The organism is Xanthomonas sp. CFBP 7698 (genome assembly GCF_003600855.1).
Classification (GTDB): Bacteria; Pseudomonadota; Gammaproteobacteria; order Xanthomonadales; family Xanthomonadaceae; genus Xanthomonas; species Xanthomonas cannabis.
On the sequence record NZ_PRDN01000006.1, the window covers coordinates 54726 to 67890 of the forward strand.

The window sequence follows — 13165 nt, forward strand, 5'->3', positions numbered from 1 at the left end:
CGCGCCTTCCTGAGCACCGCGATGCCGCACATCCTGATCATCGACGACAACACCGCCGTGGCCACTGCGTTGGAGGTGCTGTTCTCGTTGCACGACATCGAGGCACGGCATGCGCATTCGCCGCAGGCCGGATTGGCGCTGCTGGACGAGCAGGTGTTCGACCTGGTGATCCAGGACATGAACTTCACCGCTGACACCACCTCCGGCGAGGAAGGCGAGGCGCTGTTTAGCCAACTCCGCCAGCGTCACCCGGACCTGCCGGTGATCCTGCTCACCGCCTGGACCCATCTGGGCAGCGCGGTGGGCCTGGTCAAGGCCGGTGCGGCCGATTACATCGCCAAGCCCTGGGACGACACCAAGCTGCTGACCACGGTCAACAACCTGCTGGAGCTGTCCGAAGCGCGGCGCGAGCTGCAGCGCCGCCGCGAGCGCGAGTATCGCGGCCGCGAGCAACTCACCCAGCGCTATGACCTGCGCGGCGCGGTCTTCGCCGACCCGGTCAGCGAGCGCGCCATTGCGCTCGCCTGCCAGGTGGCACGCTCGAATCTTCCGGTGCTCATCACCGGCCCCAACGGCAGCGGCAAGGAGAAGATCGCCGAGATCATCCAGGCCAATTCCGCCGTCAGGCAGGGGCCGTTCATCGCCCTCAATTGCGGCGCCTTGCCAGGCGAGCTGATCGAAGCGGAACTGTTCGGTGCCGAGGCTGGTGCGTACACCGGCGCCAACAAGGCGCGCGAAGGCAAGTTCGAGGCGGCCGACGGCGGCACCTTATTCCTGGATGAAATCGGCAACCTGCCGCTGGCGGGGCAGATGAAACTGCTGCGCGTGCTGGAAACCGGCCGTTACGAACGCCTGGGCTCCAACCGCGAGCGCCACACCAAGGTACGCGTCATCAGCGCGACCAATGCCGATCTGCAGGGCATGATCCGCGAGGGCGGCTTTCGTGAGGACCTGTACTACCGCCTCAACACGGTGGAGATCGCACTGCCGGCACTGGCCGAGCGGCCAGGCGACATCGGTCCACTGGCCGATCACTTTCTCGCCGGCGAAAAGCCCTTGTCCACACAGGCGCGCGACGCGTTGCAGCGGCACGCCTGGCCGGGCAATGTGCGCGAGCTGCGCAACGTGCTGCAACGTGCCGCACTGCTTGCGCAGGGCGCGCGCATCGAGGCCGGCGATCTGAATCTGCCACGCGCGCCCGCACCGCGCCCGGTGGCTGCAGTGGCCGGCGAGCCCGATCGCGCGCGCATCGAACAGGCGCTGGCCCGCGCGCAAGGCGTGATTGCACAAGCGGCCGCCGAGCTGGGCCTGAGCCGGCAGGCACTGTACCGGCGCATGGACCGCTACGGCATCACTGCCGAATGAGCCATCGCATGTGGAATCGCTCCTTCACCCTTGGCTTGTTCTTGCGGCTGTTGCCGGTACTCGCGCTGGCCGCTGCCCTGCCCTGGTTGATCGCGTACTGGCTGGACCGTAGCTGGGAGGTAGCCCTGGTCTCGGCCGTGGCGCTGCTGTCGGCCATGTGGTGGAGCCTGCGCCGCGCCACCGCGCCGATGCGCTCGCTGTTTCGGGCGCTGGCCGGCACCACCAGCAGTTACCGCGATGGCGAATACAACTTCGGTGTCCACTGGCGCGGCAATGACGAACTGGCGCAATTGGTGCAGGCGCATGCCGAACTCGGCGATGTGCTGCGTGCGCAACGCCGCGACCTGGTGCAACGCGAACTGATGCTCGACACCATGCTGCAGAACACGCCGGTCGCGATGCTGCTGGTGGTGGCCGGCGGCGATGGCCTGCGACGGATCGGTTTTTCCAACAATGCCGCACGCAAACTGCTGCATGGCGGGCGCAAGCTCGAAGGCCAGCATCTGGACGATGTGCTGGAGCGCATGCCGGGCGAATTGCGCGATGCCCTGGCCCGCGGTGGCGACTGCCTGTTTGCGGTACGCGAAGAGGGTGACGACGAAGACGATGAGCAGATCTACCACCTGTCGCGGCGCAGCTTCCACCTCAATGGGCGCGGCCACGAACTGTTGTTGATCCGCACCCTGACCACCGAGCTGCGCCGGCAGGAAGTGCAGACCTGGAAGAAGGTCATCCGCGTCATCAGCCACGAATTGAACAACTCGCTGGCGCCGATCGCCTCGCTGGCGCATTCCGGCGCCGAGCTGCTGCGCCGCGAACGCACCGACCGCCTGGGCACGGTGTTCGAAACCATCGAAGAACGCGCGCGCCATCTGGAAGGGTTTATCCGCGGCTATGCACGGTTCGCAAAGCTGCCGCAGCCGCAGCTGCAGACAATCGCCTGGGAACCATTTCTGGAACGCTTGCGGCAACAGATCCCGTTCCAGTTGCAGGGCGACCTCAGCGATGTCAGCAGCCGCATCGATGCCGCCCAGGTCGAACAGGCGCTGCTCAACCTGCTCAAGAACGCGCACGAAGCCTGCAGCGAAGCGCAGCCGGCCAATAGCGAGGTCGCCGTGCGCGTAAGCCGCGTGCCGCAATGGCTGCGCATCGAAGTGCTCGACCGCGGCAATGGTATGAACGAAGCGGTGCTGCACAATGCGCTGATGCCGTTTTACTCGACCAAGCGCAACGGCACCGGCCTGGGGCTCGCACTGACCCGCGAAATCGCCGAAGCGCACGGCGGGCGCATTTCGCTGCACAACCGCGCGCATGGCGGGCTGTGTGTGACCCTATTGCTGCCATTGGCCGCATGAAGCAGCACTCCGTCCACGCCTGGTAGCGCCTAGGATCAGCACGCGTCATCGTTGCATCAGACCGTCCGCATCAGAACGCCGTCGTGCAGCTGTAGGAGCGCACCCGGGCGCGACAGGCTTCCCGGCATTGTCAGTCGCGCCCGGGTGCGCTCCTACGCAGTCGATCTAGGGCCGCAGCGCACTGTATTGTCCGCCAGCAGGGCGGCCTACTTTTTGCCGGGCCGCTCCCAGCCTTCGATCACGGTCTGCCGCGGACGCGACACACTGAGCTGGCCCGGCGGTGCGTCGCGCGTGATCACCGACCCCGCGCCGATGGTCGCATTGGCGCCGATCTCGATCGGTGCCACCAACGCGCTGTTGGAACCGACAAAGGCACCATCGCCGATGGTGGTCTGCGATTTGTTCACGCCATCGTAGTTGCAGGTGATGGTGCCGGCACCGATGTTGACCTTGCTGCCGATGACCGCATCGCCCAGATAGGTGAGGTGATTGGCCTTGCTGCCCACGCCCATTGTGACCTTCTTGGTCTCGACGAAATTGCCGATATGCACGCCATCGGCAAGCACGGTGCCGGGGCGCAGCCGTGCGAACGGGCCCACCAGCACCGCACCTTCGGTGACCACGCCTTCCAGGTCGCAGTGCGCGCGCACCTGCGTACCCGCGCCCAGGTTCACGTCGCGCAACCGGACGAACGGACCGATCACCACACCATCGCCCAGGGTCACATCGCCTTCCAGAATCACATCGATATCCAGCTGCACATCGCGGCCCACCTGCACGCTGCCGCGCTGCTCCACGCGCGCAGGGTCGGCCATGCGCACGCCCTGCAGGCATAGCGCCCGCGTCGCCCGTGTCTGCCACGCACGCTCCAGCTGGGCCAGCTGCCAGGGGTCGTTGGCGCCCTCCACATCCTGCGGGTCGGCCACGTAGACCATGTCGGCCGGCGTGAAATCGCTGGCCGCGCTGGCAAACACATCGGTCAGATAGAACTCGCCCTGCGCGTTGTCGTTGGACAGGCCACCCAGCCAACGGCGCAACGCGGTGGATTCGGCGGTGAGGATGCCGGTATTGATGGTGCGGATACGGCGCTGCTCCTCGCTGGCATCCTTCTGCTCGACGATCGCTGCCACCTTGCCTTCGGCATCGCGCAGGATGCGTCCATAACCGGTGGGGTTGGCGAGTTCGGCGACCAGCACCGCCATGCGCCCCGGCGCGTGCAGCAGCTGCAGCAGGCTCTCGCTGCGGATCAGCGGAACATCGCCGTACAGCACCAGCACCGTGGCCGCATCCGGAATCGCATCCATTGCCTGCTGCACTGCGTGGCCGGTGCCCAGTTGCTCGCGCTGCTCGGCCCATTGCAGATCCTGCTGCGCAGCGAATGCGTCCCGCACCTGGTCGCCGCCGTGCCCGTACACGATATGGATCGCCGCCGGCTGCAGCTGGCGTGCGGTGGCGATCACGTGCGCCAGCATCGGCTGGCCCGCCAGCGGCTGCAGCACCTTGGGCAGCGACGAGCGCATGCGCTTGCCCTCGCCTGCGGCCAGGATCACAACGTGCAAAGGCAGGGTCATCAACAGTTCCCGAGGCAATAGATGCGTAAATTCTAGTCGCAGCGGTGCAACACGGCGTGCCCGTCACAGAGGATCGGCAGGCAATGACACACCGTTAAGCGCGGCGACCGCTAGGATGGGCGCCCTTTCTTCCTCTTCGGTCCGCATGAGCCTGTTCCGCCAAGGCAGCCAGTTCATCCTCATTGGCGCGCTGCAGTTGGCGGTGGATTGCGGCATCTTCATCGCGGCCACCGCCGCCGGCATGCCTGCGGTGCCGGCCAATCTGCTCGGGCGCATCAGCGGTGCGGTGCTCGGCTTCTGGCTCAACGGCCGCTACACCTTTGCCCGGCAAGGCGATGCACGCCTCGGCTGGCAGCGTTTTCGACGCTTTGCGGTGATGTGGCTGGCGCTGACGCTGATCAGCACCTGGCTGCTGTCGGTCACCGTCGATCTGGTCGGCCTGCGTCAGGCCTGGCTGGCCAAACCGCTGGTCGAAGGCGGGCTGGCAATCGTGTCGTTCTTTTTGGGCCGGCACGTGGTGTATCGCTGAGGCCAGGCAAGCGATCACGGCGACCGGGCGCATCAAACGCTCCGCGCCGGCGCGACCTGTCCTGCACACTGCGCCTGCCTTCGCCTGGGGAGCGCTGGCGAACAGCCGCCATGCGACAGGCATGTCGTTCAAACCCCCGCTTTTCCCGTCGCAGACGCCCGCGCAGCGGCGCACCCTCAGGCTGACGACCGCGCACGAACCCGGCTTCGCCGTCGTTGGACGCTATTGGTACACAACCGTGTCACCCACAGGTCGCCGGACTACGCGGCCAATCGCTGACCGCGCGGTTATCCGCCTGACCGCAGATACGGTCACTCGTTCCCGCACACGCTGCAAGCGCATAGACCCACACACGCCCTGAATCGTCTGCTCGCCTGCATCGAGCCCATCGTGCCGAATTGCCGCCCGCTAGGTCTTGTTGCCCACCTGCTGGCAGAAGTCGCCCAGGCTGCGCACCAGTGCCGCGCGATGCAGTGCGTCCAGTTGCCATTGCGCGGCATAGCGCGCGGCCGCGCGCGCGGTGTCGGCCGGGCACTCGCGCGCCGCGCGTGCGGGACCTGCGGCGGCCAGTGCATCGAGCAACTCGCCCTGCAGCTGGTCCAGTCGCGCGCGCAACGCGGCCAGATCCGGCCGGGCGGTATCCGGCGCGCGGCCGCGCTCGTGCCAGCGATTCAGTAGTGCATATTGCACCGCCTTGTTGGCCTCGATCTGCGCGGCAAAAAAACGCACCGCGTCATCGGGCTCCAGCCCATGGTGGGACGCCTGATCGCGCACGCTCAGCAACACTGCGGCTTCGCGCGTCTGGTCCAGTACCGGCTTGCCGCTGTCCCACTTGCTCAACGCCACGGCATCGCCGATGGCATTGCGCGCCACGATGCGGTCCAGCAGCGGGTCCAGCGACGGCTGGCTGCGCGCCGGCCACGCGCACCCCAGCAGTGCGGCCGTCAGCATGCCGGTCATGACGTAACGACGGAAGCCATTCACCCAGTGGGTCATGTAACGATCCTCCACGACAGGTCGGCTGCGGCGATGACGCGCAGACGTCAACCAAGGCACACAAACCGTCGTAACGGCGCATCCCGCATCGCACCACGGCGCAAGCGCGCAGTGTGCCTGTTACCCACAGAACATGGCGTGCTGTCCCGCAACCGCGGCTCCAGAAACGAAAACGCCGACACGGAGGTCGGCGTTTGCAGTCCACACCTGGGTGCGGCAGTACACGGGCATCGCGTTGCCTGACCCTTGACGGGCCAGGCAAGCGCTCAGTGCTTGAGATTACGGCGCAGGCGTTCGAGCGCCTGCAACTGCACCGTCGCCTCGGCCAGCTGACGCTGCGCCTGGGCCACGTCCACCGTGTCGCCACGGTTGGCCAGCAGCCGCTCGGCTTCTTCCTTGACCTTGCGGACGGCGGCCTCGTCGATGTCCTGCGCACGCACCGCGGTGTCGACCAGCACGGTCACCACCTGCGGCTGCACTTCCAGGATGCCGCCGGAAATGGCGAAGTCCAGCTGTTCGCCACTGGCGGTGGTGACCACCACCTTGCCCGGCTTCAGGCGGGTGATCAGCGGTGCGTGCTTGGGCGCAATGCCCAGCTCGCCCAGCTCGCCGGTAGCCACGACCAGCGTCGCCTCACCGTGGAAGATCTCCTTCTCGGCGCTGACGATGTCGCAACGGATAGTGCTCATGGTGCCTCACCTTGTGAGGCGGGGAACCGGGAATTGGGAATCGGGAATTGGAAGAGCGGCTGGCTGCGCGCTTTTTCCATTCCTCTCAATTCCAATCCACCGATGACCCGCCTTTTACGATTCCCGATTCCCGATTCCCGATTCCAGCCGCGTAGCGGCTGGGATCGCATCAGGCCTTGGCGCTCATCTTGTTGGCTTTCTCGACCGCTTCTTCGATGCTGCCGACCATGTAGAACGCCTGCTCCGGCAGGTGGTCGTATTCGCCGTCGCAGATCGCCTTGAAGCCGCGGATGGTGTCCTTCAACGAGACGTACTTGCCCGGCGAGCCGGTGAACACTTCGGCCACGTGGAAGGGCTGGCTGAAGAAGCGCTCGATCTTGCGTGCGCGCGACACCGACTGCTTGTCTTCTTCGCTCAGCTCGTCCATGCCCAGGATCGCGATGATGTCCTTCAGCTCCTTGTACTTCTGCAAGGTCTGCTGGACGCGCTGGGCGGTGTCGTAATGCTCGTGACCGATCACCAGCGGGTCCATCTGGCGGCTGGTGGAATCCAGCGGATCCACCGCCGGGTAGATACCCAGCGAAGCGATGTTACGGCTCAGCGTGACCGTCGAGTCCAAGTGGGCGAAGGTGGTCGCCGGCGACGGGTCGGTCAGGTCGTCTGCGGGCACGTACACGGCCTGGATCGAGGTGATCGAACCGCTCTTGGTCGAGGTGATGCGCTCCTGCAGCACGCCCATTTCTTCGGCCAGGGTCGGCTGGTAGCCCACGGCGGACGGCATGCGGCCGAGCAGCGCGGACACTTCGGTACCGGCCAGCGTGTAGCGGTAGATGTTGTCCACGAACAGCAGCACGTCCTTGCCCTTGCCGTTCTCGTCCTTCTCGTCGCGGAAGTACTCGGCCATGGTCAGGCCGGTCAGCGCAACGCGCAGACGGTTGCCCGGCGGCTCGTTCATCTGGCCGTACACCATCGCGACCTTGTCCAGGACGTTGGAGTCCTTCATCTCGTGGTAGAAGTCGTTGCCCTCGCGGGTACGCTCGCCCACGCCGGCGAACACGGACAGACCGCTGTGCGCCTTGGCGATGTTGTTGATCAGTTCCATCATGTTGACGGTCTTGCCGACGCCGGCGCCGCCGAACAGGCCGACCTTGCCGCCCTTGGCGAACGGGCACATCAGGTCGATGACCTTGATGCCGGTTTCCAGCAATTCGGTGCTGGACGACTGGTCTTCATACGACGGTGCGCCGCGATGGATTTCCCAGTGATCCGAAGCCTGCACGTCACCGGCTTCGTCGATGGGGCGACCCAGCACGTCCATGATGCGGCCCAGCGTACCGGCACCGACCGGCACCGAAATAGCGCGTTCGGTGTTGGTGGCGACCAGGTTGCGCTTCAGGCCGTCGGTGGAGCCCAGCGCAATCGTGCGCACGACGCCGTCGCCCAGCTGCTGCTGCACTTCCAGGGTGATTTCGGTGCCGTCGACCTTGAGCGCGTGATACACCTTCGGCACTTCATTACGCGGGAATTCGACGTCGACGACCGCGCCGATGATCTGAACGATCTTGCCCTGACTCATTTGGATAACTCCACTAATGTCTGTTCGATTCTGGTGTCGGGAATGGGGAATCGAGAATGGGGAATGGGAAGATCAAGAGCACCGGCGGCCTTGCCTATTCCCGTTTCCCGATTCTCCATTCCCGGCTACACAGCGGCCGCGCCGCTGACGATTTCCGAAATTTCCTGGGTGATCGCCGCCTGGCGCGCCTTGTTGTAGACCAGTTGCAAGGTGCCGATCATCTTGTTGGCGTTGTCGCTGGCGGCCTTCATTGCCACCATGCGCGCGGCATGTTCGGAGGCCACGTTTTCCAGCACCGCCTGGTACACCAGCGACTCGATGTAACGCGTCATCACGTGCTCCAGCACGGTGGCGGCATCGGGTTCGTACAGGTAGTCCCAATCGTGCTGCGCCACCTTGTGCTCGGCGGCCGGCAGCGGCAGCAGCTGATCGAAGCTGGCCTTCTGCGTCATGGTGTTCACGAAACGGTTGTAGACCAGGTACACGCGGTCCACACGGCCCTCGATGAAGGCATCGATCATCACCTTGATCACGCCGATCAGCTGTTCCACCTGCGGGCTGTCGCCCAGGTGGGTCACGCTGCCGACCATGTTGACCTTGATGCGACGGAAGAACGCCGAGGCCTTCTGGCCGATGGTCACCACGTCGACCTCGGCGCCCTTGTCCTGCCACGGGCGCACTTCGCCCAGCATCTTGCGGAACAGGTTGTTGTTCAGACCGCCGGCCAGGCCGCGGTCGGAAGAGATCACGATGTAGCCGACCCGCTTGACCTGCTCGCGCTCGACCAGGAACGGATGCTGGAAATCGGTGCTGGCCTGCGCCAGATGCCCGATCACCTGCTTCATCGCCTGCGCATACGGACGCGAGGTCTTCATGCGGTCCTGCGCCTTGCGGATCTTGGAGGCCGAGACCATTTCGAGCGCGCGCGTCACCTTGCGGGTGTTCTGCACGCTCTTGATCTTGGTTTTGATTTCGCGTCCGCCTGCCATTGCTCGCTCGCTTCGCTCGTGGGAATCGGGATTCGGGATTCGGGAATGGCCGAAGCCTCCCACGTCCCGCACCACGACTTCCGAATACCTAATTTGGAGATTCGAAACGATGGTCGAGGATCAACAGACCTCGATCCACCGTTCTTACAAATCCCGAATGCCCAATCCCAAATCCCGGCTACTGACTTACCAGGTGCCCGTGGTCTTGAACTCTGCGATGCCCTTCTTGAACGCCGCTTCGATGTCGTTGTCCCAACCGCCGGTGCTGTTGATCTTGCTGATCAACTCGCCCTGGGTGTTGGCGAAATGCGCGTGCAGGCCTTCTTCGAACGCCAGCAGCTTGTTGACCGGCACGTCATCGAGATAACCCTCGTTGACGGCATAGATCGACAGCGCCTGGTTGGCGATGGACATCGGCGCGTACTGCTTCTGCTTCATCAGCTCGGTGACGCGCTGGCCGCGCTCGAGCTGCTTGCGGGTGGCTTCGTCCAGGTCCGAGGCGAACTGCGCGAACGCAGCCAGCTCGCGGTACTGCGCCAGCGAGATGCGGATGCCGCCGGACAGCTTCTTGATGATCTTGGTCTGGGCCGCACCACCGACGCGCGACACCGAGATACCGGCGTTGACGGCCGGGCGGATACCGGCGTTGAACAGGTCGGTTTCCAGGAAGATCTGGCCGTCGGTGATCGAGATCACGTTGGTCGGCACGAACGCGGAGACGTCGCCAGCCTGCGTTTCAATGATCGGCAGCGCGGTCAGCGAGCCGGTCTTGCCGGTCACAGCACCGTTGGTGAACTTCTCCACGTATTCCTCGGACACGCGTGCAGCGCGCTCGAGCAGGCGGGAGTGCAGATAGAACACGTCGCCCGGATAGGCTTCGCGACCCGGCGGGCGCTTGAGCAGCAGCGAGATCTGGCGGTAGGCCACGGCCTGCTTGGACAGATCGTCGTACACGATCAATGCGTCTTCGCCGCGGTCCATGAAGTACTCGCCCATGGTGCAGCCGGCGTACGGGCTGATGTACTGCATCGCGGCCGATTCGGACGCGGTCGCAGCCACCACCACGGTGTGCGCCAGCGCGCCGTTCTCTTCGAGCTTGCGCACGATGTTGGCGACGGTCGAGGCCTTCTGGCCGATCGCCACGTACACGCACTTGATGCCGGTGCCCTTCTGGTTGATCACCGCATCGATCGCCAGCGCGGTCTTGCCGGTCTGACGGTCGCCGATGACCAGCTCGCGCTGGCCACGGCCGATCGGGATCATCGCATCGACCGACTTGTAACCGGTCTGCACCGGCTGGTCGACCGACTTGCGCCAGATCACGCCGGGCGCCACGCGCTCCACCGGTGCGGTCTGGGTGGCGCCCAGCGGGCCCTTGCCGTCGATCGGCTCGCCCAGTGCGTTGACCACGCGACCCAGCAGTTCCGGACCCACCGGCACTTCCAGGATGCGGCCGGTGGTCTTGGCCACGTCGCCTTCGCGCAGGTTTTCGTAATCGCCCAGCACCACGGCGCCGACCGAATCGCGCTCCAGGTTCAACGCCAGGGCGAAGGTGTTGTTCGGCAGTTCGATCATTTCGCCCTGCATCACATCGGCCAGGCCGAAGATGCGCACGATGCCGTCGGACACGCTGGTCACGGAGCCTTCGTTGCGCGACTCCGCAGACAGCTTGACCGTCTCGATGCGGGTCTTGATCAGGTCGCTGATTTCGGAGGGGTTGAGCGTGGTTGCCATCGTTCAGTCCTAGGTGCCGGCCGCGAGGGCCATGCGTTTATGTGAATTCAGTGGGCGAGCGAGCTTTGCAGACGCGCAAGCTTGCCCTTCAGCGAGCCGTCGATGACCACGTCGCCGGTGTCGATCACCGCGCCGCCGATCAGCGACGCATCCACCGCGGTGGTGATGTCCACCTCGCGGCCGAAACGCTTCTTCAGCGCGACGGCAATCGTGTCCAGTTCGGCCGGGCTCATCTCGGTGGCCGAGGTCACGGTCGCCTTGACGACGTGTTCGGCTTCGGCACGCAGCTGTTCGTACAGCCCCGCTACTTCCGGCAGCAGCGACAGCCGCTGCGCATCGGCCAGCAGGCCGAGGAAGCGCAGATAGTCTTCGCCTGCCTGCGGTGGCGCCAGCAACGTTACCGCCTGTTCCTGGCCCAGGGCCGGGTTGAGCAGCAGCGCAGCCACGCGCGGATCGCCAGCCACCTGCGCCGAAAACGCCAGCGCATCGGACCAGGGCGCGAATGTGCCGCCCTCACGCGCGATCGCAAACGCAGCACGGCCGTAGGGACGGGCAAGTGTGAGGGCCTGACTCATCGCTTAAATCTCCGCCGCCAGCTCGTCGAGCAGCGCCTTGTGGGCGTTGGCGTCGATTTCGCGCTTGAGCAGCTTTTCTGCACCGCTGACGGCCAGCACCGAGACCTGCCTGCGCAGTTCTTCGCGGGCACGGGTGGCGGATGCGTCGATTTCGGTCTGGGCAAGATCCTTCTGACGGTTGGCTTCGGCGATTGCCTCCAGCTTGGCCGCTTCGATGATCTGGTTGGCGCGCGCATGGGCCTGATCGATGATCTCGTTGGCCTTGGTGCGTGCGTCCTTCAATGCTTCGTTGACCTTTTCCTGCGCCTGCGCCAGATCCTTCTGACTGCGATCGGCCGCAGCCAGACCTTCAGCGATCTTTTGCTGACGCTCTTCGATCGCCTGCAACAGCGGCGGCCAGATTTTGGTCGCGACGATCCAGATCAGACCGGCGAAGGCCAACGCCTGGGCAAAGATGGTAAGGGTGATATCCATGGGTCGCTCAATCGCTGTTTAGGGGTGAAAGCGCCGCCGCACGGGCGACGCTTTCCGACCTTCATCCGCGGAGGCAACCGCGCGCGGCTGCCTCCACATCCTGCTACCGCTGGATCAGCCGGCGGCCTGCGACAGACGCTCGATGAACACCTGGGCCAGCGGGTTGGCGAAGGCGAACAGCAGGCCGACAGCGACGCTGATGATGAACGCGGCGTCGATCAGGCCGGCGGTGATGAACATACGCACCTGCAGCACCGGGATCAGTTCCGGCTGGCGCGCAGCCGATTCCAGGAACTTGCCAGCCATGATGGCCAGACCGAGGCCGGCACCCAGCGCGGCCAGGCCGATCATGATGCCGACGGCGAGGACGGTGGAGCTCTGGACTTGAGCGAGGTTGGTCAGGACGGCGAGGTACATGGTGATCTCCGAACGAAAGTTTCTAAGGGTGATGGATGAAGCGGAATGAAGCAGATGAAGGGGTGACGCAAACTCAGTGACTGTCTTCAGCCAGGCTCAGATACACGATCGACAGCATCATGAAAATGAACGCCTGCAGCGGAATCACCAGCAGGTGGAACAGCATCCAGCCAAGGCCGAACGCGCCGCCAGCAACCATGCCGGCGATGCCCGCACCGCCCAGCACCCAGATCAGCAGGAAGACGATCTCGCCGCCGAACATGTTGCCGAACAGTCGCATCGCCAACGAAATCGGCTTGCTCAGCCACTCGACGATGTTCAAGAGCAGGTTGAACGGCATCATCCATTTGCCGAACGGCGCCGTGAGGAATTCCTTGGTCATGCCGCCCACGCCCTTGGAGCGCAGCGAGAACACGATCATCAGGAAGAACACGCTGATCGACATGCCCAAGGTGGCATTGACGTCGGCGGTGGGTACCGGCTTCCAGGCATGGATACCGGCCCAGCCCAGCGGAATGGCGATGAAATCGGCCGGAATCATCTTGATGAGGTTCATCAACAGGATCCAGAAGAAGATGGTGATCGCGATCGGCGTCACCAGCTTGCTGCTGCCGTGATAGGTGTCCTTGGCCTGGCGGTCGACGAACTCCAGGCAGATTTCCACGAATGCCTGCCACTTGCCCGGCACGCCGGCAGTGGCATTGCGGGTCGCCGTCCAGAATGCCAGCACCATCACCAGGCCCATCAACACGGCCATGATCAGGGTGTCGACGTGGATGGTCCAAAACGTGCCGCCACCCTCGCGAACCGGATAGATCAGGTTCTGCAAGTGATGCTGGATATAGGAGGTAGGGGTTGCTGCCTCGCCCGCCATGTGTCTGGAGCCCTTTAAGTT

At 64.7% G+C, this 13165-nt stretch carries 13 protein-coding genes; 3 read left to right on the plus strand and 10 right to left on the minus strand.

The genetic code is table 11. From position 1 onward, the window contains the following. Positions 1 to 21 precede the first annotated feature (21 nt). Together XnspCFBP7698_RS18645 and XnspCFBP7698_RS18650 are read left to right on the plus strand one after the other, a co-directional pair. Positions 22 to 1365 (plus strand): sigma-54 dependent transcriptional regulator, encoded by a 1344-nt coding sequence (locus XnspCFBP7698_RS18645; RefSeq protein WP_104579458.1) that lies wholly within the window; start codon positions 22 to 24, stop codon positions 1363 to 1365. Positions 1366 to 1373: 8 nt separating this feature from the next. Next, on the plus strand, positions 1374 to 2720 hold the full coding sequence (locus tag XnspCFBP7698_RS18650; protein WP_039409248.1) for a HAMP domain-containing sensor histidine kinase: 1347 nt from the start codon (positions 1374 to 1376) through the stop codon (positions 2718 to 2720). A gap of 206 nt (positions 2721 to 2926) precedes the next feature. Here XnspCFBP7698_RS18650 and glmU read toward each other — a convergent pair whose 3' ends face one another. Beyond that, positions 2927 to 4291: a bifunctional UDP-N-acetylglucosamine diphosphorylase/glucosamine-1-phosphate N-acetyltransferase GlmU gene (gene glmU, locus XnspCFBP7698_RS18655; protein ID WP_104579459.1), complete on the minus strand. Its 1365-nt coding sequence runs from the start codon at positions 4289 to 4291 to the stop codon at positions 2927 to 2929. A 145-nt stretch (positions 4292 to 4436) separates the two neighbouring features. On the opposite strand from glmU, the gene XnspCFBP7698_RS18660 reads away from it, so the two are divergent. Continuing rightward, positions 4437 to 4820, plus strand: coding sequence for a GtrA family protein (locus tag XnspCFBP7698_RS18660; RefSeq protein WP_047692945.1), 384 nt, complete (start codon positions 4437 to 4439; stop codon positions 4818 to 4820). Positions 4821 to 5228: 408 nt separating this feature from the next. Here XnspCFBP7698_RS18660 and XnspCFBP7698_RS18665 read toward each other — a convergent pair whose 3' ends face one another. The 9 genes from XnspCFBP7698_RS18665 to atpB form a co-directional block, all read right to left on the minus strand. Beyond that, positions 5229 to 5816 (minus strand): chorismate mutase, encoded by a 588-nt coding sequence (locus tag XnspCFBP7698_RS18665; RefSeq protein WP_104579460.1) that lies wholly within the window; start codon positions 5814 to 5816, stop codon positions 5229 to 5231. Positions 5817 to 6082: 266 nt separating this feature from the next. After that, entirely contained in the window at positions 6083 to 6505 is a 423-nt protein-coding gene (locus XnspCFBP7698_RS18670) for a F0F1 ATP synthase subunit epsilon (RefSeq protein ID WP_005992065.1), read from the minus strand. Positions 6506 to 6674: 169 nt separating this feature from the next. Continuing rightward, complete coding sequence (gene atpD / locus XnspCFBP7698_RS18675) at positions 6675 to 8081, minus strand: F0F1 ATP synthase subunit beta (protein WP_047693886.1); 1407 nt, start codon at positions 8079 to 8081, stop codon at positions 6675 to 6677. Positions 8082 to 8206: 125 nt separating this feature from the next. Then, positions 8207 to 9070: a F0F1 ATP synthase subunit gamma gene (gene atpG / locus XnspCFBP7698_RS18680; RefSeq protein WP_047693887.1), complete on the minus strand. Its 864-nt coding sequence runs from the start codon at positions 9068 to 9070 to the stop codon at positions 8207 to 8209. Between the two features lie 186 nt (positions 9071 to 9256). Further along, complete coding sequence (gene atpA, locus XnspCFBP7698_RS18685) at positions 9257 to 10804, minus strand: F0F1 ATP synthase subunit alpha (RefSeq protein ID WP_104579461.1); 1548 nt, start codon at positions 10802 to 10804, stop codon at positions 9257 to 9259. Between the two features lie 47 nt (positions 10805 to 10851). Next, positions 10852 to 11379, minus strand: a complete 528-nt coding sequence (locus XnspCFBP7698_RS18690; RefSeq protein ID WP_039409206.1) for a F0F1 ATP synthase subunit delta — start codon at positions 11377 to 11379, stop codon at positions 10852 to 10854. 3 nt (positions 11380 to 11382) lie between these two features. Beyond that, the gene (locus XnspCFBP7698_RS18695; RefSeq protein ID WP_039409208.1) at positions 11383 to 11853 is read right to left on the minus strand and encodes a F0F1 ATP synthase subunit B; all 471 of its coding nucleotides are present in this window, start codon (positions 11851 to 11853) and stop codon (positions 11383 to 11385) included. 114 nt (positions 11854 to 11967) lie between these two features. Beyond that, positions 11968 to 12270, minus strand: coding sequence for a F0F1 ATP synthase subunit C (gene atpE, locus XnspCFBP7698_RS18700; protein ID WP_002814105.1), 303 nt, complete (start codon positions 12268 to 12270; stop codon positions 11968 to 11970). A gap of 73 nt (positions 12271 to 12343) precedes the next feature. Then, complete coding sequence (gene atpB, locus XnspCFBP7698_RS18705; RefSeq protein ID WP_104579462.1) at positions 12344 to 13144, minus strand: F0F1 ATP synthase subunit A; 801 nt, start codon at positions 13142 to 13144, stop codon at positions 12344 to 12346. Positions 13145 to 13165: the final 21 nt, after the last annotated feature.

Excerpts from the sequence above, each read along its gene's own strand:
- XnspCFBP7698_RS18690 (WP_039409206.1), bottom strand. The coding sequence starts at position 11,379 with ATGAGTCAGGCCCTCACACTTGCCCGTCCCTACGGCCGTGCTGCGTTT.
- XnspCFBP7698_RS18670 (WP_005992065.1), bottom strand. The coding sequence starts at position 6,505 with ATGAGCACTATCCGTTGCGACATCGTCAGCGCCGAGAAGGAGATCTTC.
- atpA (WP_104579461.1), bottom strand. The coding sequence starts at position 10,804 with ATGGCAACCACGCTCAACCCCTCCGAAATCAGCGACCTGATCAAGACC.
- atpB (WP_104579462.1), bottom strand. The coding sequence starts at position 13,144 with ATGGCGGGCGAGGCAGCAACCCCTACCTCCTATATCCAGCATCACTTG.
- XnspCFBP7698_RS18695 (WP_039409208.1), bottom strand. The coding sequence starts at position 11,853 with ATGGATATCACCCTTACCATCTTTGCCCAGGCGTTGGCCTTCGCCGGT.
- atpE (WP_002814105.1), bottom strand. The coding sequence starts at position 12,270 with ATGTACCTCGCCGTCCTGACCAACCTCGCTCAAGTCCAGAGCTCCACC.
- XnspCFBP7698_RS18665 (WP_104579460.1), bottom strand. The coding sequence starts at position 5,816 with ATGACCCACTGGGTGAATGGCTTCCGTCGTTACGTCATGACCGGCATG.
- glmU (WP_104579459.1), bottom strand. The coding sequence starts at position 4,291 with ATGACCCTGCCTTTGCACGTTGTGATCCTGGCCGCAGGCGAGGGCAAG.
- XnspCFBP7698_RS18650 (WP_039409248.1), top strand. The coding sequence starts at position 1,374 with ATGTGGAATCGCTCCTTCACCCTTGGCTTGTTCTTGCGGCTGTTGCCG.
- XnspCFBP7698_RS18645 (WP_104579458.1), top strand. The coding sequence starts at position 22 with ATGCCGCACATCCTGATCATCGACGACAACACCGCCGTGGCCACTGCG.
- atpG (WP_047693887.1), bottom strand. The coding sequence starts at position 9,070 with ATGGCAGGCGGACGCGAAATCAAAACCAAGATCAAGAGCGTGCAGAAC.
- atpD (WP_047693886.1), bottom strand. The coding sequence starts at position 8,081 with ATGAGTCAGGGCAAGATCGTTCAGATCATCGGCGCGGTCGTCGACGTC.
- XnspCFBP7698_RS18660 (WP_047692945.1), top strand. The coding sequence starts at position 4,437 with ATGAGCCTGTTCCGCCAAGGCAGCCAGTTCATCCTCATTGGCGCGCTG.